The organism is Stenotrophomonas sp. YJH_SMC_82 (assembly GCF_059368875.1).
Window position 1 is genome coordinate 424,951 of the sequence record NZ_JCAFSE010000002.1, and the last position, 22,832, is coordinate 447,782.

Here is a 22,832-nt window from a genome sequence, read left to right on the forward strand (position 1 = left end):
GCCATTGCGACCCCGCTCCAGTGCTGTGCGCCCTGCCGGTGTTGTCGCCCAGGCAGAGTCGGCGCCCTCTGGAGACAGTCATGAACCAAGCCCTGACCCCCTTCGATACCGACCCGCTGGAAACGCGGGAGTGGCGTGAATCGCTGGAGGCGGTGATGCAGGCCGGTGGCCGGCCACGCGCGCATTACCTGATCGACCAGCTCAGCGAGCTGGATGCGCAGCGGCACGGCGACCTGCATGCGCGCGCGTGGACCGCCTACGTCAACACCATCCCGCCGGAGCGCCAGCCGGCCTACCCGGGCGACCTGGCCATCGAGCGCCGCCTGAACGCGATGATCCGCTGGAATGCGATGGTGATGGTGCTGCGCGCCGGCAAGCACTCCAACGTCGGCGGCCACATCGCCACCTACCAGTCGGCGGCGGTGCTGTACGACGTGGGCTTCGACCACTTCTTCCGTGGCCGTACCGACACCTTCGACGGCGACATGATCTACATCCAGGGCCATTCCGCGCCGGGCATCTATGGCCGTGCGTACGTGGAAGGGCGCATCGATCCGGCACGGATGGACAACTTCCGCCGCGAAGCCGGTCGTGACGGCCTGTCTTCGTATCCACACCCGCGCCTGATGCCGGAGTTCTGGCAGTTCCCCACCGTGTCGATGGGGTTGGGCCCGCTGACCGCCGCCTACCAGGCGCGCTACATGCGTTACCTCGAGTACCGCGGCCTGAAGCAGCACCAGGACCGCAAGGTCTGGGCCTTCCTCGGCGACGGCGAGATGGACCAGCCCGAATCGCTGGCGGCGATTTCGCTGGCCGGCCGCGAGCGGCTGGACAACATCGTGTTCGTGGTCAACTGCAACCTGCAGCGCCTGGACGGTCCGGTGCGCGGCAACGCCAAGGTCATCCAGGAACTGGAAGGCACGTTCCGCGCGGCCGGCTGGAACGTGATCAAGCTGATCTGGGGCAGTGGCTGGGACGACCTGCTGGCCCGCGACCACAGCGGCCTGCTGCGCCAGCGCATGATGGAATGCGTGGATGGCGACTACCAGACCTTCAAGTCGCAGAGCGGTGCTTACGTGCGCGAGCATTTCTTCGGCCGTTACCCCGAGCTGCTGGAGCTGGTCGCGCACATGAGCGACGACGACATCTGGGCGCTGGCACGTGGTGGCCACGATCCGCAGAAGGTGTACGCCGCCTACCAGCAGGCGGTGAACACCCGCGGCCGGCCGACGGTGATCCTGGCCAAGACGGTCAAGGGTTTCGGCATGGGCGAAGCCGGCGAAGGCCAGAACATCAACCACCAGCTGAAGAAGATGAGCGCCGATGCAGTACGCGCCTTCCGCGACCGCTTCAACCTGCCGGTCAGCGACGAGCAGCTGGAGGAGATGCCCTATCTGCGCCCGGAACCGGGCAGCGCCGAGGCCGCCTACTTCGCCGAACGCCGCCGCATCCAGGGTGGGCAGCTGCCGGCGCGCCTGGCCAAGGTGGATCCGCTGCCGCTGCCGCCGCTGTCGATCTTCAACACCCAGCTGCAGGGCAGTGGCGATCGCGGCCAGTCCACCACCATGGGCTTCGTGCGCATCCTCACCAGCCTGCTGAAGGACCCGGATCTGGGCAAGCTGGTGACTCCGATCGTGCCCGATGAATCGCGCACCTTCGGCATGGAAGGCCTGTTCCGCCAGATCGGCATCCACTCCTACCTGGGCCAGCTGTACACCCCGCAGGATGCCGGCCAGCTGAGCTATTACAAGGAAGCCAAGGACGGTCAGATCCTGCAGGAAGGCATCAACGAATCCGGTGCGATCTGTTCATGGATCGCCGCCGGCACCGCCTACAGCAACCACGGCCTGGCCACGATTCCGTTCTACATCTTCTATTCGATGTTCGGCCTGCAGCGCGTCGGTGACCTGGCCTGGGCCGCTGCCGACGCGCGTACCCGCGGCTTCCTGCTCGGTGCGACGTCGGGCCGCACGACGCTGATGGGCGAAGGCCTGCAGCACGATGACGGCCACAGCCACGTGCTGTCGTCGGTGATCCCGAGCTGCGTGTCCTACGACCCGACCTACAGCTACGAACTGGCGGTGATCATCCACGACGGCCTGCGACGCATGTATGTCGACCAGGAAGACATCTACTACTACATCACCGTACTCAACGAGAACTACCCGCAGCCGGCACTGCCCGAAGGCACCGAAGCCGGCATTCTGAAGGGCCTGTACCTGCTGCATCCGGCAGCCGCCGACAACGCCTTGCAGCCACGCGTGCAGCTGATGGGCAGCGGCTCGATCCTGCGCGAAGTGGAAGCCGCGGCAGACCTGCTGCAGCAGGACTTCGGCATCGCCAGCGATGTGTGGAGCGCGACCAGCCTGACCGAACTGCGCCGCGACGGGCTGTCCGCCGAGCGCTGGAACCTGCTGCATCCGGCCGAAGAACCGCGCGTGCCCTACGTGCAGCAGTGCCTGCAGGGTCATGAAGGCCCGGTGGTGGTGGCCACCGACTACATGAAGATCGTCGGCGACCAGATCCGTCCCTTCATCAACGACCGCCGCTTCACCGCATTGGGCACCGATGGCTTCGGCCGCTCCGACACGCGTGAATCGCTGCGCACGTTCTTCGAAGTGGATCGCCACTTCATCGTACTGGCGGCCCTGAAGTCGCTGGCCGACGAAGGCCGCATCGAACGCTCGCGGATGCAGGACGCGATCGACAAGTACGGCATCGACACCGGCAAGCGCGATCCGGCCGCCGCCGTGTAAGGCCGTTGCATTCACCACGCCTGCCCTGCGGGCGTGGTGAATGCAGCATCGCTACGGCATGCGCTTGAACAGGTTGGTCTGCAGGATCGGCGTGCCGTCATGACCGTAGAACGCCTTGGTCTCGGTCATCGTCGCCTGGTCATCCGCCACGGTGTAGATGCGGGTGGAGGCCGGCGTGCCATGGTCCACCAGCTGCATCACCAGCGTGTTCGGTGCAGGCAGTTTCAGGTTGGCCTTGTCCGCGCCATAGGTGCCGGACAGGGCGCCGGGCGTGCCATCCAGGGCCAGCGTGCCGTCGGATTTCATGGTCTTGCCGTCGTTCAGGACGATGTCCACGTGCGAGCTCCAGCGGCCACCACCGGCGTCCTTGAACTCGAGCACCACGTGCTTCGGGCGCTGCGCTTCGGGTAGCGCAGACGTGGCGATATCCAGCGACCAGCGCCCCAGCAGGGGGGAAGGCGAAGTCTCCACTGCCAGCGCCGGAACGGCGGGGAGTGAAAGCGCAGACAACAACACAGCGGACAACAGCTTCATACGTTGCTCCGTTCCAGTGAAGAAGATTCTGCGTGACGCGCTGTGGGGCGCAGCGCCTCGGATCGTGCACAGCATCGGCGCCCGGCGCAAGGCGGGGCGCTGAACACGCGGCAACCTCATTCGCGCCCCCGCGATTTCGGTCTGGCCGCAAGGTCTCATCCGTCCTTGCCGATACAAAGAGTTACGTTATAACATTTCACGTCGCCTTCACGAGTCCTGCCATGCGTCGCCACCTGCTTGCTGCTGCCATTCTGTTCGCCGTCCACACCGCCCAGGCCGCGGACGAACCCACCCTCCCCACCCTCCAGGTCCAGGCTTCCCAGCCCTCGCGCATCGACAGCCGGGTCACCGTCGACAATCCGCAGGCGCAGAACCGCACCCTCGGCGGCCTGCTCGAACACGTCTCCGGCGTGCAGAACAGTGCTTTCGGGCCGAACGCGGGCGCCCCGGTCATCCGCAGCCTCAGCGGCAACCGCGTGCAGATCCTGCAGGACGGCCAGTCCATCCTCGGCATGAACGCGATCAGCGGCGACATCAACATTCCGTTCGATCCACTGTTCGTGCGCAGCGTCACCGTCAACAAGTCTTCGGACACGGTGCGCTATGGCGGCAATGCGATCGGCGGCAGCGTCGAGATCGATTCGGGCCTGATCTCGCGCAGCATGGAAGACAAGGACCAGTCGATGGAACTGGTCCTGCGCAAGGGCTTCAATGCCGCCGATGCGCAGGGCTTCCGCATGAACTTCAACAACCAGCGCAACCTCTCGACCAACCTGCAGGTCTCGCGCCAGCGCATCTCGCACTACGACATCCCCGGCAACAGCAAGGCCCGTGTCTGCAACACCCGACTGTTCCCGCCGACCGGCGGCGTCAACTCGGCGCTGGCCGACAGCTGCCAGAAGGAAGCACGCGTACAGCAGATCTACAACAAGGCCTCGCAGCCTTACATCGACCAGTTCATGACCGAGAATCCTGACTGGGCCGATGGTGAATTCTCGTTCTACACCAACAACCCGACCTCGGTCTGGCAGCGCCGCACCTATATCAACCCGGTCAACCCTGCCTATGTCGCCGGCACGCCGTCATACGTGCAGAAGCAGATCAACAATGATGTGACGCCCGACTACCATCATCGGCTGGGCAACAGCCATGCGCGCAACTCGCAGGTGGCCTTCGGCTCGACCCTGTTCTTTGACCGCGGCTACGTCGGTGTCAGCATCGATGCCAAGGACAGCGAGTACGGCGTGCCGGGCTTCTCGATGCAGAACCTGTCGTTCGGTTCCAACCATGCCGATGGCCTGCCGGTGGGCGTGGTGATCAAGCAGCAGCGCTACGCGCTGGACGCCCTGCTGCGTGATCCGCTGCCGTGGTTCGAGCGCGCGGAACTCCGCGTGTCCAGGCTGGACAACACTTCAGGCGAGCGGCTGGGTACCACCAAGGCAAACGACTACGATTTCGAGAGCACCCAGGCCGAGTTGCTGCTCAGCCATCAACGCGTCGGCCCGCTCAGCGGCCTGGTCGGTTTCAGCCACCAGTCGCGTGATGTCACCGGCAGCGGCTCGCAGCGCTACCTGCCGGACGTGGACACCCGCAGCAATGCGGTATTCCTGAAGGAAACGGTGGACGTCGGCTGGGTTACCTTCGATGCTGGCGTACGCCACGAACGGGTCGACCACGCACTACAGCCCAGCCGCTTCAAGACCGCGCGCAATGCCGCCAACACGAAACTGCAGGACCGCGACTACCGGCTCAACAGCTACAGCCTCGGCTCGTACGTCGAGCTCGGCCCCTGGTTCGCGGCCAAGGTCCGTTACTCATCCTCACAGCGCGCCCCGGAGATCAACGAGCTGTATGCCAGCAACGCGCACTATTCCGTGATGACACAGGAAGAAGGCAACCAGAACCTGGAACCGGAGCGCGCGAAGAACCTGGAACTGACCGGCCTGTTCCACCTCGGCGGTTTCGAGCTGTCCGCCACCGCGTACCGGATGCGGTACGAGAACTACCTCTATCTCGGCTATTCCGGCCTGCAGACCGCCAACCGCCTGCCGCTGAAGTACTGGAAGCAGACCGACACCACGGTGAAGGGCTTCGAGATCGACGCGTCGCAGGCATTGGACCTGGGCCGCTATGGCACGTTGAACGTCTCCGCCTTCGCCGACCTGGTGAAGAACAAGGCCGACCACCCGGATTCGCTGCGCGCCCACAACGACGGCGAGTATCTGCCGAACATGCCGACCAACCGCTACGGCGCCAACCTGCAGTGGCAGCGCGAAGGCTGGAAGGCACAACTGTCCAGCACCTACTACGACGCGCAGAAGTACCTGGGTCGCAATGTCAGTGAGGAAATTCCGCTCGACGCATTCAACCTGGTCGACCTGCAGGTCAGCCGCGAACTTCCAGTGCGCAACAGCTACATCGCAGGCGTGGAAGTGTTCGTCAATGGCAGCAACCTGCTCAATGAAGAAGCGCGGCCGCACAACTCGCCGCTGAAGTACATCGCGCCCCTGCCGGGGCGGGGCTTCCAGGTCGGCGTGACGATACGGCTCTGAAGGCTGGCCATAAAGAAAAACACCTGCAGATCGAGGATCTGCAGGCGCTTCTTTGTATCTGGCGGAGTGAGAGGGATTCGAACCCTCGATAGAGCTTTTGACCCTATACTCCCTTAGCAGGGGAGCCCCTTCGGCCACTCGGGCATCACTCCGGGGTATTCTCCGCGTCTGGTGCGTTGCACCTCAGCGGGGCGTGAATCATAACGTTAATCGAGTGCGAAGGTAAAGCGTTATTCGGCAGAATTTTCGCTACCGGTGCCACCGGCTTCATCACCACGCTGGATGCGCTGGTAGATCTCTTCGCGATGCACAGCGACGTCCTTCGGCGCAGTGATGCCGATACGCACCTGGTTACCCTTGACGCCAAGCACGGTGACGCTCACCGAGTCACCGATCATCAGGGTTTCGCCGACGCGGCGAGTCAGGATCAACATTTTTGTAAGTCTCCATGGAACCGTGTGGAAGGGTATCCCCCACCGGCTTGACGCTCCGTCAAGAAGCGCTACCACGACAAAGGGAAAAGATTCGCAATGGTACCGTCAGCCGTCCCGCTCCTACAAGGAGGGGGACGGCAGGGTTCATCACAGGCGGGGGCTGACCCATTCGACGACTGCAGCCAGCGCAGTGGCAAGGGCGGGCCCGTCCTCGCCACCACCCTGGGCGAGGTCCGGGCGTCCGCCGCCCTTGCCCCCGATCTGACCGGCGATATGGGACAACAGTTCCCCGGCCTTGACTTTGCCCATTGCGCTGCCGTTCACACCCGCGACCAGGGCGGCCTTGCCGTCCTGGGCACCGGCCAGCACGATCACCGCGTCGCCCAGCTGCTGCTTCAGGCGGTCCATGGCGTCACGCAGGGCCTTGGCGTCGAAGCCCTCCAGGCGGGCCGCCAGCACCTTCACGCCGGCGACCTCGACGGCCTGGCCGGACAGGTCGGCCGTGGCACCGGCCGCGACCTTGGCCTTCACGGCCTCCAGTTCGCGTTCCAGCTGCTTCTGGCGCTGGCCGAGGGCACGGATCTTCTCGACCACGTCGGCAGCGCTGCCACCGAGCAGTTCAGCGGCCTCGGCCAGGCGGGCCTCTTCGGCGTCCACGTAGTCCAGGGCACCCTGGCCGGTAACCGCCTCGATGCGGCGCACCCCGGCGGAAACACCGCCCTCGGAGGTGATCTTGAACAAACCGATGTCGCCGGTACGGTTGACGTGGGTGCCACCGCACAGCTCGGTGGAGTAGTCACCCATCTTCAGCACGCGCACGTGCTCACCGTACTTCTCGCCGAACAGGGCCATCGCGCCGAAGTCCAGCGCTTCCTGCATGGCCATGGTGTGCACTTCAGCGGCGTTGTTGGCACGCACCTGCTGGTTGACCTTGCGCTCGATCACCGCCAGCTCTTCCGCGCTGATCGGCTGGAAGTGCGAGAAGTCGAAACGCAGGCGGTCCGGCGCGACCAGCGAGCCCTTCTGCTGCACGTGGGTGCCCAGCACTTCGCGCAGCGCGGCGTGCAGCAGGTGGGTGGCCGAGTGGTTGAGGATGGTGGCGCCACGGCGCTCGCCATCGACCTGGCCGGACAGCACATCGCCGACCTTCAGGCCGCCTTCGGACAAGGTGCCGACGTGGCCATGGAACTGGCCGGCGAACTTCTGGGTGTCCTCCACCGCCAGGCGCACGCCGTTGCCGGCCAGCACGCCGGTGTCACCGACCTGGCCGCCGGATTCGGCATAGAACGGGGTCTGGTTGGTGATGACGATGACCGAATCACCGGCATCGGCCGACTGCACCGGACGACCGTCCTTGAGCAGGGCCAGCACGCTCAGACCGTCGGCCTGCAGGCGGTCATAGCCCAGGAACCGGGTCGGGCTCAGCGTTGCCACCAGCTCGGCCGGCAGGGTCACGCCGCCGCCGAACTTGCCGGCCGCCCGTGCGGTTTCGCGCTGCTGTTCCATCGCGGCATCGAAGCCGGCGATGTCGACGGTCAGGTCGCGCTCGCGGGCAATGTCCTGGGTCAGGTCGAGCGGGAAGCCATAAGTGTCGTACAGGCGGAACGCGTCAACGCCCGGGATCACGCCATTGCTGGCCTTGCCGGCCACGTCCTCGAAGATCTTCATGCCGGCGTCGAGGGTTTCGGCGAAACGCTCTTCTTCGGCCTGCAGCGCACGGGTGACGGTGTCCACCGCCGCCGGTAGCTCTGGATAGGCCTCGCCCATCTGCTCGACCAGGGTCGGCACCAGCTTGCTGAAGAACGGCTGGCGCACACCCAGCATCCAGCCATGGCGCAGGGCGCGGCGGATGATACGGCGCAGCACGTAACCGCGGCCTTCGTTGGACGGCAGCACGCCATCGACGATCAGGAACGAACAGGCACGGATGTGGTCGGCAATCACGCGCAGCGACTTGTTCTCCAGGTCGGCGGTGCCGGTCAGCTCGGAAGCCTTGCGGATCAGCGCCTGGAACAGGTCGATCTCATAGTTGGTGTGCACGTGCTGCAGGATCGCCGCCAGGCGCTCCAGGCCCATGCCGGTATCCACGCACGGCGCCGGCAGCGGCACCAGGGTGCCGTCGGGCTGGCGGTCGAACTGCATGAACACCAGATTCCAGATCTCGATGAAACGGTCGCCGTCTTCGTCCGGGGAACCCGGGGGACCACCGGCAATATGATCACCGTGGTCGTAGAAGATCTCGGTGCACGGGCCGCACGGGCCGGTGTCGGCCATCTGCCAGAAGTTGTCCGAAGCGAACGGCGCGCCCTTGTTGTCGCCGATGCGTACGATGCGCTCTTCCGGAACGCCGACCATGTCGCGCCACAGTTCGTAGGCTTCGTCGTCGGTCTGGTACACGGTGACCAGCAGGCGTTCGGCCGGCAGCTTCCAGACCTGGGTCAGCAGCTCCCAGGCCCAGGCGATCGCGTCCTTCTTGAAGTAGTCGCCGAACGACCAGTTGCCCAGCATTTCGAAGAAGGTGTGGTGGCGCGCGGTGTAGCCGACCTGGTCGAGGTCGTTGTGCTTGCCGCCCGCGCGCAGGCAGCGCTGCACGTCGGCCGCGCGCACGTAGCTGCGCTTTTCCGCGCCAAGGAACACGTCCTTGAACTGCACCATGCCGGAGTTGGTGAACAGCAGGGTCGGATCATTGCCCGGCACCAGCGGCGCCGACGGCACGATGGTGTGGCCTTTACCCTTGAAGAACTCAAGGAAGTCGCTGCGGATCTGGGATGTCGTGAATTTGGCGGATGCGTTCATTGGGGGCTGGCAGTCTGCGGGCCGGCGGACCCGGACCACCGGCCGCGTTGGCCAGGGTCGCGAGGGACCGCCGAAAACCTAAAGGGTATCAGGCCCGGCGCCGCCAGTCTCAGTCATCCGGGTCGTAGCGGGTCGCGCGGCGGATGCTGTCGCCGTCGAAGCCCCGCCGGGCCAGCAGATCGGCAGCCTTGCGCCGCTGCGTCAGGTCCTGCGGGCCGGCCTCGCCAAAGCGTCGGCGGACCAGATCACGGGCGTTTTCCTGCCAGTCGCCTTCGTAGCTGTCCATCGCTGCGGCAATCGCGGCACTGTCCAGGCCATGGGTCCCCAGCTCGGCGCGGACATGGATCGGCCCATAACCGGTGTTGGCGCGCATCCTCACCAGGTTCTCGGCAAAACGGGTGTCGTCCTGCCAGCCGGCCTCGGTCAACTTGGCGACAGCGGCCTGCGCGGCTTCGTCTTCGATGCCACGGGCCGTCAGCTTGCGGGTGAGTTCCTTGCGCGAGTGCTCGCGGCGGACCAGCAGGCCCAACGCCCGTTGCACGGGGGTCTGCTCACGCGGCCGGCGCTTGCGGCCGGTCGGAATGTCTTCGGCGTCGGACATGGGTACTCCAAGGGTGGCGCCATCCGTGGCGCCCAGCCCATCCCTGGGCGATTCGAACCTGCGGGACAGGGCGACGTCACTGACGGCGCCACCCTGCCCCACAGCAAGCCTTATTCGTCTTCGCCTTCGTCGTCGCCTTCCTCGCGGGCCGCTTCGGCCGGCTGGAATTTCTCGCGCAGCTCGGCCTCGAGCTTGGCGGCGACAGTCGGGTTGTCGCGCAGGTAGCCGCGGGCGTTGTCCTTGCCCTGGCCAATGCGTTCTTCACCGTAGCTGTACCAGGCGCCAGCCTTCTCCACCAGCTTGGCATCCACACCCATGTCGATCAGCTCGCCTTCACGGCTGATGCCTTCGCCATACAGGATTTCGGTGATGACCTGCTTGAACGGAGGTGCCAGCTTGTTCTTGACGACCTTGATCTTGGTCTGGTTACCGATGATCTCGTCACCCTTCTTGATCGCGCCGATACGGCGGATGTCCAGGCGGACCGAGGCGTAGAACTTGAGCGCGTTGCCACCGGTGGTGGTTTCCGGGCTCTGGCCCGGCATCATCACGCCGATCTTCATGCGCAGCTGGTTGATGAAGATCACCAGGGTGTTGGAGCGCTTGATGTTGCCGGTCAGCTTGCGCAGCGCCTGGCTCATCAGGCGGGCCTGCAGGCCTGGCAGCTGGTCGCCCATCTCGCCTTCGATTTCGGCCTTCGGGGTCAGCGCGGCAACCGAGTCGATCACCAGGATGTCCACCGAACCCGAACGGACCAGCATGTCGGCGATTTCCAGCGCCTGCTCACCGGTGTCCGGCTGCGACAGCAGCAGGTCGTCCACGTTCACGCCCAGCTTGGCGGCGTAGATCGGGTCCAGCGCGTGCTCGGCGTCGATGAAGGCCGCGGTGCCGCCCATCTTCTGGCATTCGGCGATGGCCTGCAGGGTCAAGGTGGTCTTGCCCGAGGATTCCGGCCCGTAGATCTCAACGACACGGCCCTTTGGCAGACCACCAATGCCCAGCGCGATGTCGAGCATCAGCGAACCGGTCGGGATGGCTTCGACGGGCTCGACCACGCGGTCGCCCATGCGCATCACCGAGCCCTTGCCGAACTGCTTTTCGATCTGGCCCAGAGCTGCAGCGAGGGCGCGCTTCTTGTTCTCGTCCATCGGATTGGTCCTTGCAGAGGTCGTGTCGTTGGAGGTGCTGTCTTTGGGGGTCTTCTTTGCCATGGGCTCACTTTAAGTCGGACGTATCGCACAGGCTGAGATTCTGCCCGGCGCTCTGAAAAGAATTATCGGACATCCGTACCAACCTCAGTGGAACCAGAGAATCGCCACAAAAGACCGCGGGGTAATGCGCTACGGAACGGGTCAACGGTTGGGCCGCAACAGGCCGCAATAGAGGCCCTCGATCGCGAAGTCCTGATCCGGCAGCACCTCGATCGGCTTGTAGTCGGGATTGCGCGGCAGCAGGCGGATGCGATCCTTGGCGATCTTCAGCAGCTTGACCGTGATCTCGTCATCGATGCGGGCCACCACGATCTGCCCGGAATGGGCGTCGCGGGTGCGGTGCACGCCGATCAGGTCACCGTCGAAGATGCCCTCATCGATCATCGAGTCGCCCTGCACCTTCAGCAGGTAGTCCGGCGCCGGCGAGAAGAACACCCGGTCCAGCACCACGAAATCGTCCGAGCCGATGTCGGCGCCGATCGGCAGGCCGGCTGCAACCCGGCCCAGCACCGGCAGCCGCAGCACGCTGTCGGCCAGGCCCGGCTCGGCCAGCTTCTCGACCGGCGGTGCCTGCACCAGGCGGATGCCGCGGGCCTGACCCGGGATGCGACGGATCGCGCCGGCCTGCTCCAGGGCTTCCAGGTGGTACTGGGCCGCGCGCACGCCCTTGAAGCCGAATGCGCGTGCGATTTCAGTCTGCGACGGCGGTGCGCCTTCGCTCTCGATACGCTCGGCGATCAACTGCAGGATCGCCTGCTGGGTGTCGGTCAGGTCCATGGTTAGTAGTATTACTACTAATATGCGCGACTGCAAGTGCCGGGGCGACACGGGTGATGCGGGCCTGCTGGGCCGAGGCACGCTTGGCAAGCGCGCGAACGACGGGGCCGACCCAGGCAAGAGCAGCCGAGCATGGCTCGGCTCTACAGGAATCGCTGCGCGATTCTGCGGTTCCTGTGGAACCGCAACAGGCGCACTTCGTGCACCTGCCTACGTGTGCTTGCCGCTTCTCCATATCGAAACCAGGATCCATACGCCGCAGAAGCCGGCGCCGATGAATCCGCACACGCCCAGCGCCAGCAACCAGCGGCTGGAAACCCCGCCGACGCTGTGCATCACGATCGACGAGCCGATGATCAGCGCGGCCGTGATCACGCCCACCACCAGTCGGTTCGCGGCCCGGTTCACCTGCTCGCCAAAGCCCTGCAGCGCGGTGGTCTCCACCTTCAGCTGGAGGCGCCCACGGCGCGCTGCCTGGACCAGCTTGCGCAGGTCGCGCGGCAACTCGCCGGCGAAGTCGACCAGGCCCAACAGGCTGCGCCGGCCGCGCTTGAGCAGCGCCCTGGGCGCATAACGCTGCAGCACCACGCGCTCCAGGAACGGGCGGGCGGCGCTGGCCATGTCGAAATCCGGATCCAGCTGCCGGCCCATGCCTTCCAGGGTCAGGAAGGCCTTGATCATCAGTGCCAGGTCGGCCGGCAGGGTCAGGCTGTAGCTGCGCAGCAGCTGGGTGATGTCGCCCAGCATCAGGCCGATGCGCAGGTCCTTCAGCGGCACGCCACGGTACTGGTCGACGAACTGGCTGATGTCGTGCTGCAGCCGGTTCTCGTCCACTTCCACGCCGCCGGCCCAGTCCAGCAGCACGTCCGCCACGCCCTGCGGGTCCTGCTCGACCAGGCCGTGCAGCAGTTGCGCGACCTGGAAGCGGCGCACTTCGGACAGCGCACCGACCATGCCGAAATCGATCACGCCGATGCGGCCGTCACGCAGGTAGATGATGTTGCCGGGGTGTGGATCGGCGTGGAAGCTGCCGTCCTCCAGCACCATCTTCAGCACGATGCCGGCACCACGCCGCGCCAGCTCGCGCCGGTCCAGGCCCGCCGCATCGACGCCGGCCAGATCGCGGCCGGGAATGCCGTCGACGAAGTCCTGCACGTTCAGGCTCTCGCAGGTCCACTGCCAGTGCACCTTCGGAATCAGTATGTCGTCACGGCCGCTGAAGTTGCGGGCGATGCGTTCGGCATTGCGGCATTCGGCGGCAAAATCCAGCTCGCGGCGCAGCGATACGGTGAACTGCTGCACGACCTCGGCCGGGCGATAGCGACGCAGGTCCGGCAACCGGGCCTCGACGATCTCGGCCAGCCGCGCCAGCAGCCGCAGGTCGGCCTCGACCACGTCGCGGATGCCGGGACGCCGCACCTTCAGCACCACCTCACGACCATCATGCAGCCGGGCGCGATGGGCCTGCGCCAGCGAGGCGGCGGCCATCGGGGTTTCGTCAAGGAAGGCGAATACCTCCGCCGGCGACGCGCCCAGGTCGGCTTCGAGCTGCCCGCGGATCTCGGCGTACGGCAGGGCCGGCACCGCGTTCTGCAGTTCGGACAGCTCGGCAATCCACTCCGGCGGCAACAGGTCGACGCGCGTTGCCAGCACCTGGCCAAGCTTGACGAAGGTCGGGCCAAGATCCTGCATCGCACTGCGCACGCGCACCGGTGCGGTCATCCGCAGCAGCTCCTGCCGGTCCTCGTTCCAGTGCAACAGGCGCCCTGCCCGCTCCAGCGTGCTGGCCAGGCCGATGCGCCGAACCACGTCGCCGAAGCCGTAGCGGATCAGGACAACGGCGATTTCCTGCAGTCGGCCCAGGTCACGGACCGTGCCCAGCGTTTCCCACATCATGCGTGCTCCGGACGGTTACCGGAGCAGCATGTCACAGCTGGGCGTCGATACCGCGCAATGCCGCCGCCACGGTTTGCCGGCGGATGGCTTCGCGGTCGCCATCGAACTGGAACAGCTCGGCGCGGGCGTAGCCACCGCGGCGCTTCCAGCCGATCCAGACAGTGCCGACTGGCTTGTCCGGACTGCCACCGCCGGGGCCAGCGATACCGGTCACCGCCACGGCGATGCCGGCACCGGAATTGACCAGCGCACCGGACACCATCTCCAGAACGGTTTCGCGACTGACCGCGCCGAACTGTTCCAGCGTCTGCGCACGCACGCCCAGCAGGCGCTGCTTGGCTTCATAGCTGTAGACCACCATGCCGCAGTCGAAGAACGCCGAAGAACCGGCGATGTCGGTCATGCACTTGGCGATCCAGCCGCCACTGCAGCTTTCGGCCGTGACCAGCTGCAGCGAGGCCTGTTGCAGGCGCTGCCCGAGCGCGGCGGACTGGGCATTGAGATCGGCGTCGGTGGGGATGGACATCGGCATGACGGTGGGGTGAAGAACCCCGTTGTACCGCAGATGACAGCCGGATGTCGCGCCCCTCCGGCACGATTGCGTTGCCGGCCAGCGGCCGGCACCACCAGCCATGGGCCGCTAGCTCACCACTCCGGCAGTTTCTCCGGCAACAGCGCCCGGATCGGCGCGCCATCGGCACTGGCGGCCAGCTTCTCGGCTTCGGCAATCGGCAGGTCCACCTGCAGCAGCCAGCCCTCTTCATCGGCCTGTTCGCTGCGGATCACTTCCAGCTGGTGCAGGCGCGCACGCAGGCGGCCGGCATCCGGCGGCAGGCGCAATTCACCGGTCACGTGCTGCAGGCCCAGGCGCTTGCCCAGCACTGCCTGCAGCAGCTCAAGGCCCTGCCCGTCACGCGCGGAAATCCAGACACGTTCACGACGCGACTCGTCGGGCACGCCATCCTGGCCATCGTGGCGGACGTCGGCACCGTCGATGCGGTCGATCTTGTTGAACACCAGCAGCTGCGGCAGGTCACCGGCACCGACCGCGGTCAGCACCTCGTCCACCTGGGCGATGCGCTCCTCGCGGTGCGGATCGGCGGCGTCGACCACATGCAGCAGGAAATCGGCCTCGCGTGCCTCGGACAGCGTCGAGCGGAACGCGGCGACCAGATCATGCGGCAGGTCGCGGACGAAACCGACGGTGTCGGCCAGCACCACGCTGCCGCCCGGGACCGCGATGCGGCGCACGGTCGGGTCCAGCGTGGCGAACAGCTGGTCGGCGGCATAGGCCTCGGCGCCGGTCATGGCGTTGAACAGGGTCGATTTGCCGGCGTTGGTGTAGCCCACCAGGGCCACGCGCGGCAGCTCGCTGCGCACACGCGCACGGCGCATCTGGGTGCGCTGCACTTCAACCTTCTCCAGGCGCTTCTGCAGCTGCTCGACCCGCTTCTGCAACAGGCGGCGGTCGGTTTCCAGCTGGGTTTCACCCGGGCCACGCAGGCCGATCGAACCGCCGCGCTGGCGCTCCAGGTGGGTCCAGCCGCGAACCAATCGCGTAGCCAGGTGACGCAGCTGCGCCAGCTCGACCTGCAGCTTCCCCTCGTGGCTGTGTGCACGCTGGGCAAAGATGTCCAGGATCAGACCGGTGCGGTCGATCACCCGGCGCTCGAGGAAGCGTTCCAGGTTGCGCTCCTGACCCGGGCTCAGCGCATGGTTGACCAGGATCAGGTCGGCGCCACTGGCATCGGCCGCGGCCTTGATCTCGTCCAGCTTGCCGCTGCCGATCAGGGTTGACGGATTCGGACGGTCCAGGCGCGCGGTGATCGTCGCGGCGATGCTGGCCCCAGCCGAGCGGGCCAGATCACCGAACTCTTCCAGCACATCGTCTTCCAGCTTGCCGAAATGGGGCTGGATCAACAGGGCGTGTTCGCCCTTTTTCGAGCGGTCAAACATTCACCGCTCCGGTATTACTCGTCTGCTTCATCACCTGCCTGACCACCTTCACCCGACTGCACGTAACCACCGCCCGGACCGACCTTCACGTTGCGTGCCGGAACCACCGTGGAAATGGCGTGCTTGTAGACCATCTGACTGACCGTGTTGCGCAGCAGGACCACGAACTGGTCGAACGACTCGATCGTGCCCTGCAGCTTGATGCCGTTCACCAGGTACACCGAAACCGGCACGCGCTCGCGCCGCAGTGCGTTCAAGAAAGGATCCTGCAGCGATTGCCCCTTGGACATTGCACACTCCTGATTATTGTTCTTATTGGGTTGCCGACGGTTGCCACGGCCCCCGAGCCGCCCGCCGACCGATGATGTTACACGGCTGGCGGGGGTTCAGCGTGCGACGAAGGCCGACACCGCGCCGGCGAGGCGCTCCTGGTCGATATGGGGGTCGAACCAGCGCGCATCAAGCTCGCCGCGCAGCCACGTCAGCTGGCGCTTGGCCAGCTGGCGGGTGGCGAAGATCGCCTTGTCACGGAAACGGGCGGCATCACCCTCCCCGTCCAGGTACTCCCAGGCCTGGCGATAGCCGACCGCACGCACCGCCGGCAGGTCCAACGGGGCCTCCACGGCGGCCATTTCCGGCATCGCGCGCAGTGCCCGCACTTCGTCCAGGAAGCCCTGCGCCAGCATGGTGTCGAAGCGCGCCTCGATGCGCTGGTGCAGTACCGCGCGGTCACGCGGGGCCAGGATCAGCTTGAGGGTGCGCACCGGCAGCGGCGCCACGCCCGGACGGCGCTGCCATTCAGTGATGGGCGTGCCGGTCAGGCGATAGACCTCCAGTGCCCGCTGGATGCGTTGCGGGTCGGTGGCATGGATGCGTGCGGCGGCGGCCGGATCGACCTCGGCCAGCTCTGCGTGCAATGCCGCCCAGCCCCGCTCGGCCGCCTCGGTGCTGAGTGCTTCGCGCATCACCGGGTCGGCCTCCGGCATCGGCGACAGGCCCTGCAGCAGGGCCCGGAAGTACAGCCCCGTGCCACCTGCCAGGATCGGCGTTTTGCCGCGTGCCACGATGTCGGCCACGACCCGGCCGGCATCGGCGGCGAACTCGGCCGCCGAATAGGTCTGCCAGGGATCGCGCAGGTCCAGCAGATGGTGCGGCGCCTGTGCACGCTCGGCCGCATCAGGCTTGGCCGAGCCGATGTCCAGGTGGCGGTATACCAGCGCCGAATCGACGCTGACGATTTCGCCGTCCAGTTGCTGTGCCAAAGCGATTGCGGTGGCGGTCTTGCCACTGGCGGTCGGCCCCATCACGGCGATCGCCAGCGGCCGCCGATCGACGCCCATCAGTCTTCGTCCGGCCAGCGGATCGTCGGCGCAGCGTCGGCACGCGGCGTCGGCACGGCCTCCACTTCCTGCCAGATCTTCAGCGCATCGACGGTGGCCGCCACGTCATGCACGCGCACGATGCGCGCGCCACGCTGGACCGCGATCAGGTGCGCGGCCACCGAAGCCGCCACGCGTTCGGAGGGCGTGTCGCGGCCAGTGAGTTCTCCCAGGCTGCGCTTGCGTGACAGGCCGGCCAGCACCGGCACCCCCAGCTCCAGGAAACGCTCCGAACGCGCCAGCAGGGTCATGTTGTGGGCGGTGCTCTTGCCGAAGCCAAAACCAAGGTCGATCAGCAGGTTCTTCTTCGCAATGCCCGCCATCTCGGCAGCGAACAGGCGCTGCACCAGGAAACCATGCACCTCGGCGACCACGTCGTCGTAGTGCGGATCGGCCTGCATGTGGCCCGGCTCGCCCTGCATGTGCATCAGCACCACCGGCACGCCGGTTTCGGCGGCAGCTTCAAGCGCACCGCCCTGGCGCAGGGCGAAGATGTCGTTGATCATGCCGGCGCCAGCGGCCACCGCCGCGCGCATCACCTCCGGCTTGAAGGTATCGATGCTGATCGGCACCCGGGTGCGGGCGGCCAGCTGCTCGATTACCGGAATCACCCGGCGCAGTTCCTCCTCGACCGAGACCGGCGCAGCGCCCGGGCGGGTCGATTCGCCGCCGATATCGAGCAGGTCGGCGCCCTCCTCGACCAGCTTCAGGCCATGGGCGACCGCAGCCGCGGTGGTGTCATGCGCGCCGCCATCGGAGAAGGAGTCCGGGGTGACGTTGACGATGCCCATGACCCGGGCACGGTCGAGGCGCAGGATGCGGCCGGCGCAATCGAGCTGGGGCGAGGTATCGAACATGGGCAATCCTGCAGGGACGACGGCGGCTAGTTTAGTTCGGCAGGGCGGCGCCCTGCACCCGCAGAGGCCTGGGCTACAGCAACAGCTGAAGCAACAGCCGAAGCAACAGCAGGTGTACTGAGGGATGGCGGGGTGGATCCGGTTACGGGAGACGCCGTAAACCCCCCAGGCCGGCCCAGCCGCTGGCGGCTGTGCGTTCGGGCGCTTGCGAAGCAGTGCTTCGCAAGCAAAGCGCCCTCACCCATGGGGGCTTGGCCGCGGCATCCATGCCGCGGACACTCCCGCAACCGGGCCCGCCCCGCCTTCGACAGGTTCTCGCGATCTGTCGGAATGGCGTGGGGTCAGATCCGTTTTCCTACGGAAAACGGATCTGACCCCGAATTGATTCGATATCTGACAGAGATTCATCCACGCATGGCGTGGATCTACCGTGTCGACCAAGGTCGACACCTACCAACAGCGGCCGGAATCTGTCAGAGGTGGGGCGGTGTCGGAGGGCGGGGTGTCAGCCGTATGGATGCGGCTGCCAAGCCCCCATGGATGGGTTCACGGCGTCCCCGCCCTCCGACACCGCCCCACCAAATCGCGGAATGCAGCTGTTGCTGTTGCTGTTGCTGTTGCTGCTGAGGTTGCCGGCCAGCGGCCGGCACTACCGCGGGTGCAGGGCGCAGCCCTGCGGACACCCCTCAACGGCGGCGGCGCTTGCGGTCCACGTACAGGGTTCTGGCGATGCTCAGCACGATGCCGACACCGATACCCACCACGCAGCCCAGCAGCAGGTTGTCGGCGCCCAGCCCTACGCCCACGCCGACCACGGTGGCGATGATCATTTCGGCGGTGTGGGAAATCGGTTCAGGCTTCGGGGCGGACATGCAGGCTCCAGCATCAGTTCGGTTCGGAAGGGGCCGAAGGCCCGGAAACGACAAGGCCGGGTTTCCCCGGCCTCGTCTGGTGTTACGTGCAGCGGGCCGTCAATGCGATTCGGCCGGGCCTGCGATCGGCGGCAGCGGGCGGGCGTCGCCGCCCTTGTCGTTGCCACCGTCCTTGTTCGACTTGCTCCAGCCCGCCGGCGGCGGCGGATCGCGGCCTTCCATGATGGCGTCGATCTGCGGTGCGTCGATGGTCTCGTACTGCAGCAGCAGCTGCGACATCGCATGCAGCTTGTCGATGTTCTCGGTCAACAGCTGGGTGGTGCGGGCATAGGCCTTGTCGAGGATGTTGCGCACTTCCTCGTCGATCCGGCGCGCCGTGTCGTTGGACACGCTCTTGTGCTGGGTGACCGAACGCCCCAGGAACACCTCGTCGTCCTCTTCGCCATAGGCGATCGGGCCGAGCTGCTCCGACAGGCCCCACTTGGTGACCATGTTGCGGGCCATCTTGGTTGCGCGCTCGATGTCGTTGGAGGCGCCGGTGGTGACCTTGTCCTCGCCGAAGATCAGCTCTTCGGCGACACGGCCGCCGTACAGGGAGCACAGCTGCGACTGGATCGCCACGCGGTTCATCGAGTACTTGTCGCCTTCCGGCAGGTACATCGTCACGCCCAGCGCACGGCCGCGCGGAATGATGGTGACCTTGTAGACCGGATCGTGCTCGGGCACCAGGCGGCCGACGATGGCGTGACCCGCTTCGTGGTACGCGGTCAGGGTCTTCTCGTCCTCGCTCATGGCCATCGAGCGGCGCTCGGCACCCATCAGGATCTTGTCGCGGGCACGGTCGAAGTGGTCCATGCGGACTTCCTTCTCGTTGCCGCGCGCGGCGAACAGGGCCGCCTCGTTGCAGAGGTTGGCCAGGTCGGCGCCGGAGAAGCCCGGGGTACCACGTGCGATCACCATCGGCTCGACATCGTCGGCCAGCGGCAGCTTGCGCATGTGGACCTTCAGGATGTGCTCGCGGCCCTTCACGTCCGGCAGGCCGACCACCACCTGGCGGTCGAAACGGCCCGGACGCAGCAGCGCCGGATCCAGCACGTCCGGACGGTTGGTCGCGGCGATCACGATCACGCCTTCGCCGCCTTCAAAACCGTCCATCTCGACCAGCAGCTGGTTCAGGGTCTGCTCGCGCTCGTCATGACCGCCGCCCAGGCCGGCGCCACGGTGGCGACCGACGGCGTCGATTTCGTCGATGAAGATGATGCACGGGGCGTGCTTCTTGGCCTGCTCGAACATGTCACGCACGCGGCTGGCGCCCACGCCGACGAACATTTCCACGAAGTCCGAACCGGAGATCGAGAAGAACGGCACCTTGGCTTCGCCGGCAATGGCCTTGGCCAGCAGCGTCTTGCCGGTACCCGGCGGGCCCACCATCAGCACGCCGCGCGGAATCTTGCCGCCCAGCTTGGTGAACTTGGACGGGTCGCGCAGGAAGTCGACCAGCTCGCCCACTTCTTCCTTGGCCTCGTCGCAGCCGGCGACGTCGGCGAAGGTGACCTTGATCTGGTCCTCGCCCTGCAGCTTGGCGCGCGACTTGCCGAAGGACATCGCGCCCTTGGCACCGCCGCCACCGCCCTGCATCTGGCGCATGATGAACAGCCAGAAGCCGATGATCAGGATGACCGGCAGGAAATTCATCAGGATCGCGCCCAGGGAAATGCCGCTGGACGGCTCCTCCTGCACGATCTCCACGTTCTTGGTGCGCAGCACGTTGATCAGGTCACGATCGAACGGCGCGGTGATGGTGGACGACTGCCCACCGCGAGTGGTGTAGGTCAGCTGGCTGGTGCCGCCGCGCATGTCGCCGCCGAAGGCGACCTTCTGCACGTTGCCGCTGTCCACCTGGTCCAGGAACTGCGAGTACGACGCGCCCTGCGCGCCGGCCCCGGAGGACTTCGGCGAGAAGCTCTGGAAGACCACCATCAGCACGACGGCGACGACCACCCATAGCAGGAGGTTCTTGGTCAAGTCGTTCATCCTCATTGGCTCCGGTGTTCCTCTCAGTGCTGGCGTTGCGTTGGGGTCGAACTTGCGTACGTTGCGAGCTTACTTCATGTGGGCGCGTTTTCCCTGACCCAAGGCATACACCTCGGGAGAGCGCTTGCGCGACGCCTCCGGCTTGCGGATGGAGACCTTGTCGTAACGGCGGCGCATGTCGCGCACGTAGTCGTCAAAGCCCTCACCCTGGAACAGCTTGATCAGGAACGCCCCACCGGTCTTCAGGTGGTTGTCGGCAAAATCCAGGGCCAGCTCCGCCAGGTGCATCATCCGCGGCTGGTCGACCGCGCCTACACCACTCTTATTGGGGGCCATGTCCGACAGCACAAGGTCTACCGGCTGATCCCCGAGCATGGCTTCAAACTGCGATAGGACGGCTTCTTCCCTGAAGTCACCATGAAGGAACTCCACGCCGGCCAGCGGCGGCATGTCCAGGATGTCCAGCGCCAGCACGCGACCGGTGTCGCCGATCTGTCTCCGGACCTGCTGAGACCAGCCACCGGGGGCCGCGCCAAGGTCGACCACCACCATGTGCGGCTTCAGCAGGCGGTCACGTTCGAGCAGCTCCTCGAGCTTGTAGGCGGCGCGCGAGCGCATGCCCTCGGCCTGCGCCTTCTTCACGAAGGGGTCGGAGAAGTGTTCCTTGAGCCAGCGCTGGCTGCTTTTGCTGCGGGTAGCCATTGAAAATAGGGGCTGATGGGGTCCTCATGATACCCTGATCGTCCCATTCAACCGTGTTTTCCTGCATGTCCATCGCCCTGACCGCCTCCCAGACCCGTTTCCTGCGCGGCCAAGCCCACGACCTGAAGGCCCTGCTGCAGACCGGCGGCAAGGGTGTGACCCCAGCCTTCATCGCGGAGCTGAACGAAGTGCTGGAGCGCCACGAACTGGTCAAGGTGAAGGTCGCCGCAGAGGATCGCGACGCCCGTGATGTGATGATCGGCGAGATCGTCGAAGCCACCGAAAGCGCGCTGGTGCAGCGCATCGGCCACGTCGCCGTGCTGTACCGCCCGAGCAAGGAACAGCGCCAGATCGTGCTGCCGCGCGGCTGATCGCCCTACCGTCATGCAGCTGAACCACGAACCGCCGGATTACGCCTACAGCCTGCGTGCCGCAGATGGCCGCTCGGCCAAGGTGAATGACCAGGTGCTGGGCGGCAGTTTCTTCCTCACCCCGGACCAACTGGTCACGCACTGGCCGGTGGCAAGTGCCGCCGCGCTGCAGTTGGCGGACCTGGAGCCGATCCTGGCGCTGAATCCGGCGCTGATCGTGCTCGGCACGGGAGACCGTCAGGTATTCCCGCCCGCGGTGGTGATGGCCGCCTGTCTGTCGCGTGGCATCGGCCTGGAAGTGATGAACAATCCGGCCGCCGCGCGCACCTTCAACATTCTGGCCGGCGAAGGCCGCAAGGTCGCGGCCGCCTTCATCCTGGAAGGCTGAGTTCGAGCCGCCGGGTGCGCCCGGGCACTAGCTGCCCGAAGGTGTGCAGCGGAACGCGGAGAACGCCTGCAGCCGACCGATCAGGTTGCCACCCTGCCCCCAGCGGATATCCATGACCTTCCAGTCCGGGCCCTGCCGCTGCAGCAGGACCCGGTCGGTCCAGCGATAGTCGCCCACGGCCATGTCGACATGGACCCAGGTGGCGTCACCGCTCGATCCTGGCGCTCCCACCGTTATCGTCTCCGGCCGGTCCGGCGCCAACAGATACGGGCTCTGGTCGAGCATGTGCGGCTTCTCGTCGGGCGCGGCCAGTGCGGTGCAGGCCTGTTCATATGCACGCTGCGCATCGATGGCTGAGCGGAGGGCATCACCCAGCAGCGGAGCAATCGCCGTTTCGTTCGACTGCGGCGCCTGGATGGCGTCGTAGAGGCGGGTGACCACGTCACGTGGATCGCTGGCGGCGGTCGCCAACGGCGCGACGATGAGCAGCGCGAAAAGGGCTGTTGGGCGAGACATGCGGCACCGGATCGGGAGGCTGGTTCCGTTGAAGCATGCCGCTTCCCTGGCTTGTCGGGAAGCTTGAGATGTGCCACTCAAGGTCGCAAACGGCCACCCACGGCGGCCAGCGTACAGTGAGTCGAGCACGGCTCGACGCTACAGGTCGGGAACGCCGAGCATTGCCCGGCGCCACCCGATCCCACTGCCTCAACGCGCCG

Annotated in this window: 20 protein-coding genes and 1 tRNA gene; 4 read left to right on the plus strand and 17 right to left on the minus strand. The window is 66.1% G+C overall.

The window, feature by feature from the left end; all coding sequences use genetic code 11:
- Window positions 1-80: 80 nt before the first annotated feature.
- The gene (aceE, locus tag AC5P53_RS09605; protein ID WP_241886675.1) at window positions 81-2,756 is read left to right on the plus strand and encodes a pyruvate dehydrogenase (acetyl-transferring), homodimeric type; all 2,676 of its coding nucleotides are present in this window, start codon (window positions 81-83) and stop codon (window positions 2,754-2,756) included.
- Window positions 2,757-2,807: 51 nt separating this feature from the next.
- Here the strand turns inward: aceE and AC5P53_RS09610 are convergent, their stop codons facing one another.
- A complete protein-coding gene (locus tag AC5P53_RS09610; RefSeq protein WP_075076276.1) occupies window positions 2,808-3,290 on the minus strand; it encodes a LuxR family transcriptional regulator in 483 nt (160 codons plus the stop codon).
- A gap of 221 nt (window positions 3,291-3,511) precedes the next feature.
- On the opposite strand from AC5P53_RS09610, the gene AC5P53_RS09615 reads away from it, so the two are divergent.
- The gene (locus AC5P53_RS09615; RefSeq protein ID WP_241886674.1) at window positions 3,512-5,842 is read left to right on the plus strand and encodes a TonB-dependent receptor domain-containing protein; all 2,331 of its coding nucleotides are present in this window, start codon (window positions 3,512-3,514) and stop codon (window positions 5,840-5,842) included.
- A 59-nt stretch (window positions 5,843-5,901) separates the two neighbouring features.
- Here AC5P53_RS09615 and AC5P53_RS09620 read toward each other — a convergent pair.
- The 15 genes from AC5P53_RS09620 to rlmE form a co-directional block, all read right to left on the minus strand.
- Window positions 5,902-5,994: transfer RNA gene (locus tag AC5P53_RS09620), tRNA-Ser, on the minus strand.
- A 78-nt stretch (window positions 5,995-6,072) separates the two neighbouring features.
- The gene (csrA, locus tag AC5P53_RS09625) at window positions 6,073-6,276 is read right to left on the minus strand and encodes a carbon storage regulator CsrA (RefSeq protein ID WP_004152909.1); all 204 of its coding nucleotides are present in this window, start codon (window positions 6,274-6,276) and stop codon (window positions 6,073-6,075) included.
- A 147-nt stretch (window positions 6,277-6,423) separates the two neighbouring features.
- Window positions 6,424-9,072, minus strand: coding sequence for an alanine--tRNA ligase (alaS, locus tag AC5P53_RS09630; protein ID WP_126411919.1), 2,649 nt, complete (start codon window positions 9,070-9,072; stop codon window positions 6,424-6,426).
- Between the two features lie 109 nt (window positions 9,073-9,181).
- Window positions 9,182-9,673 (minus strand): recombination regulator RecX, encoded by a 492-nt coding sequence (recX, locus tag AC5P53_RS09635; protein WP_005409024.1) that lies wholly within the window; start codon window positions 9,671-9,673, stop codon window positions 9,182-9,184.
- A gap of 110 nt (window positions 9,674-9,783) precedes the next feature.
- Window positions 9,784-10,821, minus strand: coding sequence for a recombinase RecA (gene recA / locus AC5P53_RS09640; protein WP_005412937.1), 1,038 nt, complete (start codon window positions 10,819-10,821; stop codon window positions 9,784-9,786).
- Window positions 10,822-11,025: 204 nt separating this feature from the next.
- On the minus strand, window positions 11,026-11,661 hold the full coding sequence (lexA, locus tag AC5P53_RS09645; RefSeq protein ID WP_032962190.1) for a transcriptional repressor LexA: 636 nt from the start codon (window positions 11,659-11,661) through the stop codon (window positions 11,026-11,028).
- Between the two features lie 210 nt (window positions 11,662-11,871).
- Window positions 11,872-13,554, minus strand: a complete 1,683-nt coding sequence (gene ubiB, locus AC5P53_RS09650) for a 2-polyprenylphenol 6-hydroxylase (RefSeq protein ID WP_032962195.1) — start codon at window positions 13,552-13,554, stop codon at window positions 11,872-11,874.
- 34 nt (window positions 13,555-13,588) lie between these two features.
- Window positions 13,589-14,083 (minus strand): nicotinamide-nucleotide amidohydrolase family protein, encoded by a 495-nt coding sequence (locus AC5P53_RS09655; RefSeq protein ID WP_241886673.1) that lies wholly within the window; start codon window positions 14,081-14,083, stop codon window positions 13,589-13,591.
- Between the two features lie 119 nt (window positions 14,084-14,202).
- Entirely contained in the window at window positions 14,203-15,513 is a 1,311-nt protein-coding gene (gene hflX, locus AC5P53_RS09660; protein ID WP_049405705.1) for a ribosome rescue GTPase HflX, read from the minus strand.
- 14 nt (window positions 15,514-15,527) lie between these two features.
- Entirely contained in the window at window positions 15,528-15,803 is a 276-nt protein-coding gene (gene hfq, locus AC5P53_RS09665) for an RNA chaperone Hfq (RefSeq protein WP_004152891.1), read from the minus strand.
- Window positions 15,804-15,899: 96 nt separating this feature from the next.
- Window positions 15,900-16,853 (minus strand): tRNA (adenosine(37)-N6)-dimethylallyltransferase MiaA, encoded by a 954-nt coding sequence (gene miaA / locus AC5P53_RS09670; RefSeq protein WP_014646715.1) that lies wholly within the window; start codon window positions 16,851-16,853, stop codon window positions 15,900-15,902.
- Window positions 16,853-17,749: a dihydropteroate synthase gene (gene folP / locus AC5P53_RS09675; protein ID WP_241886672.1), complete on the minus strand. Its 897-nt coding sequence runs from the start codon at window positions 17,747-17,749 to the stop codon at window positions 16,853-16,855. Before folP ends, miaA begins: the two co-directional genes overlap by 1 nt.
- A gap of 686 nt (window positions 17,750-18,435) precedes the next feature.
- On the minus strand, window positions 18,436-18,621 hold the full coding sequence (locus AC5P53_RS09680) for a hypothetical protein (RefSeq protein ID WP_014646713.1): 186 nt from the start codon (window positions 18,619-18,621) through the stop codon (window positions 18,436-18,438).
- Between the two features lie 99 nt (window positions 18,622-18,720).
- Window positions 18,721-20,655 carry an ATP-dependent zinc metalloprotease FtsH gene (gene ftsH / locus AC5P53_RS09685; RefSeq protein ID WP_005409015.1) on the minus strand — a complete coding sequence of 645 codons (1,935 nt, stop codon included), beginning with the start codon at window positions 20,653-20,655 and terminating at the stop codon, window positions 18,721-18,723.
- Between the two features lie 69 nt (window positions 20,656-20,724).
- Window positions 20,725-21,357 (minus strand): 23S rRNA (uridine(2552)-2'-O)-methyltransferase RlmE, encoded by a 633-nt coding sequence (rlmE, locus tag AC5P53_RS09690; protein ID WP_005409014.1) that lies wholly within the window; start codon window positions 21,355-21,357, stop codon window positions 20,725-20,727.
- A 65-nt stretch (window positions 21,358-21,422) separates the two neighbouring features.
- On the opposite strand from rlmE, the gene yhbY reads away from it, so the two are divergent.
- Both yhbY and AC5P53_RS09700 read left to right on the plus strand, forming a co-directional pair.
- Complete coding sequence (gene yhbY / locus AC5P53_RS09695) at window positions 21,423-21,728, plus strand: ribosome assembly RNA-binding protein YhbY (RefSeq protein ID WP_004152868.1); 306 nt, start codon at window positions 21,423-21,425, stop codon at window positions 21,726-21,728.
- Window positions 21,729-21,741: 13 nt separating this feature from the next.
- Window positions 21,742-22,116: an Mth938-like domain-containing protein gene (locus AC5P53_RS09700; RefSeq protein WP_014646710.1), complete on the plus strand. Its 375-nt coding sequence runs from the start codon at window positions 21,742-21,744 to the stop codon at window positions 22,114-22,116.
- 27 nt (window positions 22,117-22,143) lie between these two features.
- Here AC5P53_RS09700 and AC5P53_RS09705 read toward each other — a convergent pair whose 3' ends face one another.
- Window positions 22,144-22,632, minus strand: a complete 489-nt coding sequence (locus AC5P53_RS09705) for a YqhG/Tai3 family protein (protein WP_046429909.1) — start codon at window positions 22,630-22,632, stop codon at window positions 22,144-22,146.
- Window positions 22,633-22,832 lie beyond the last annotated feature (200 nt).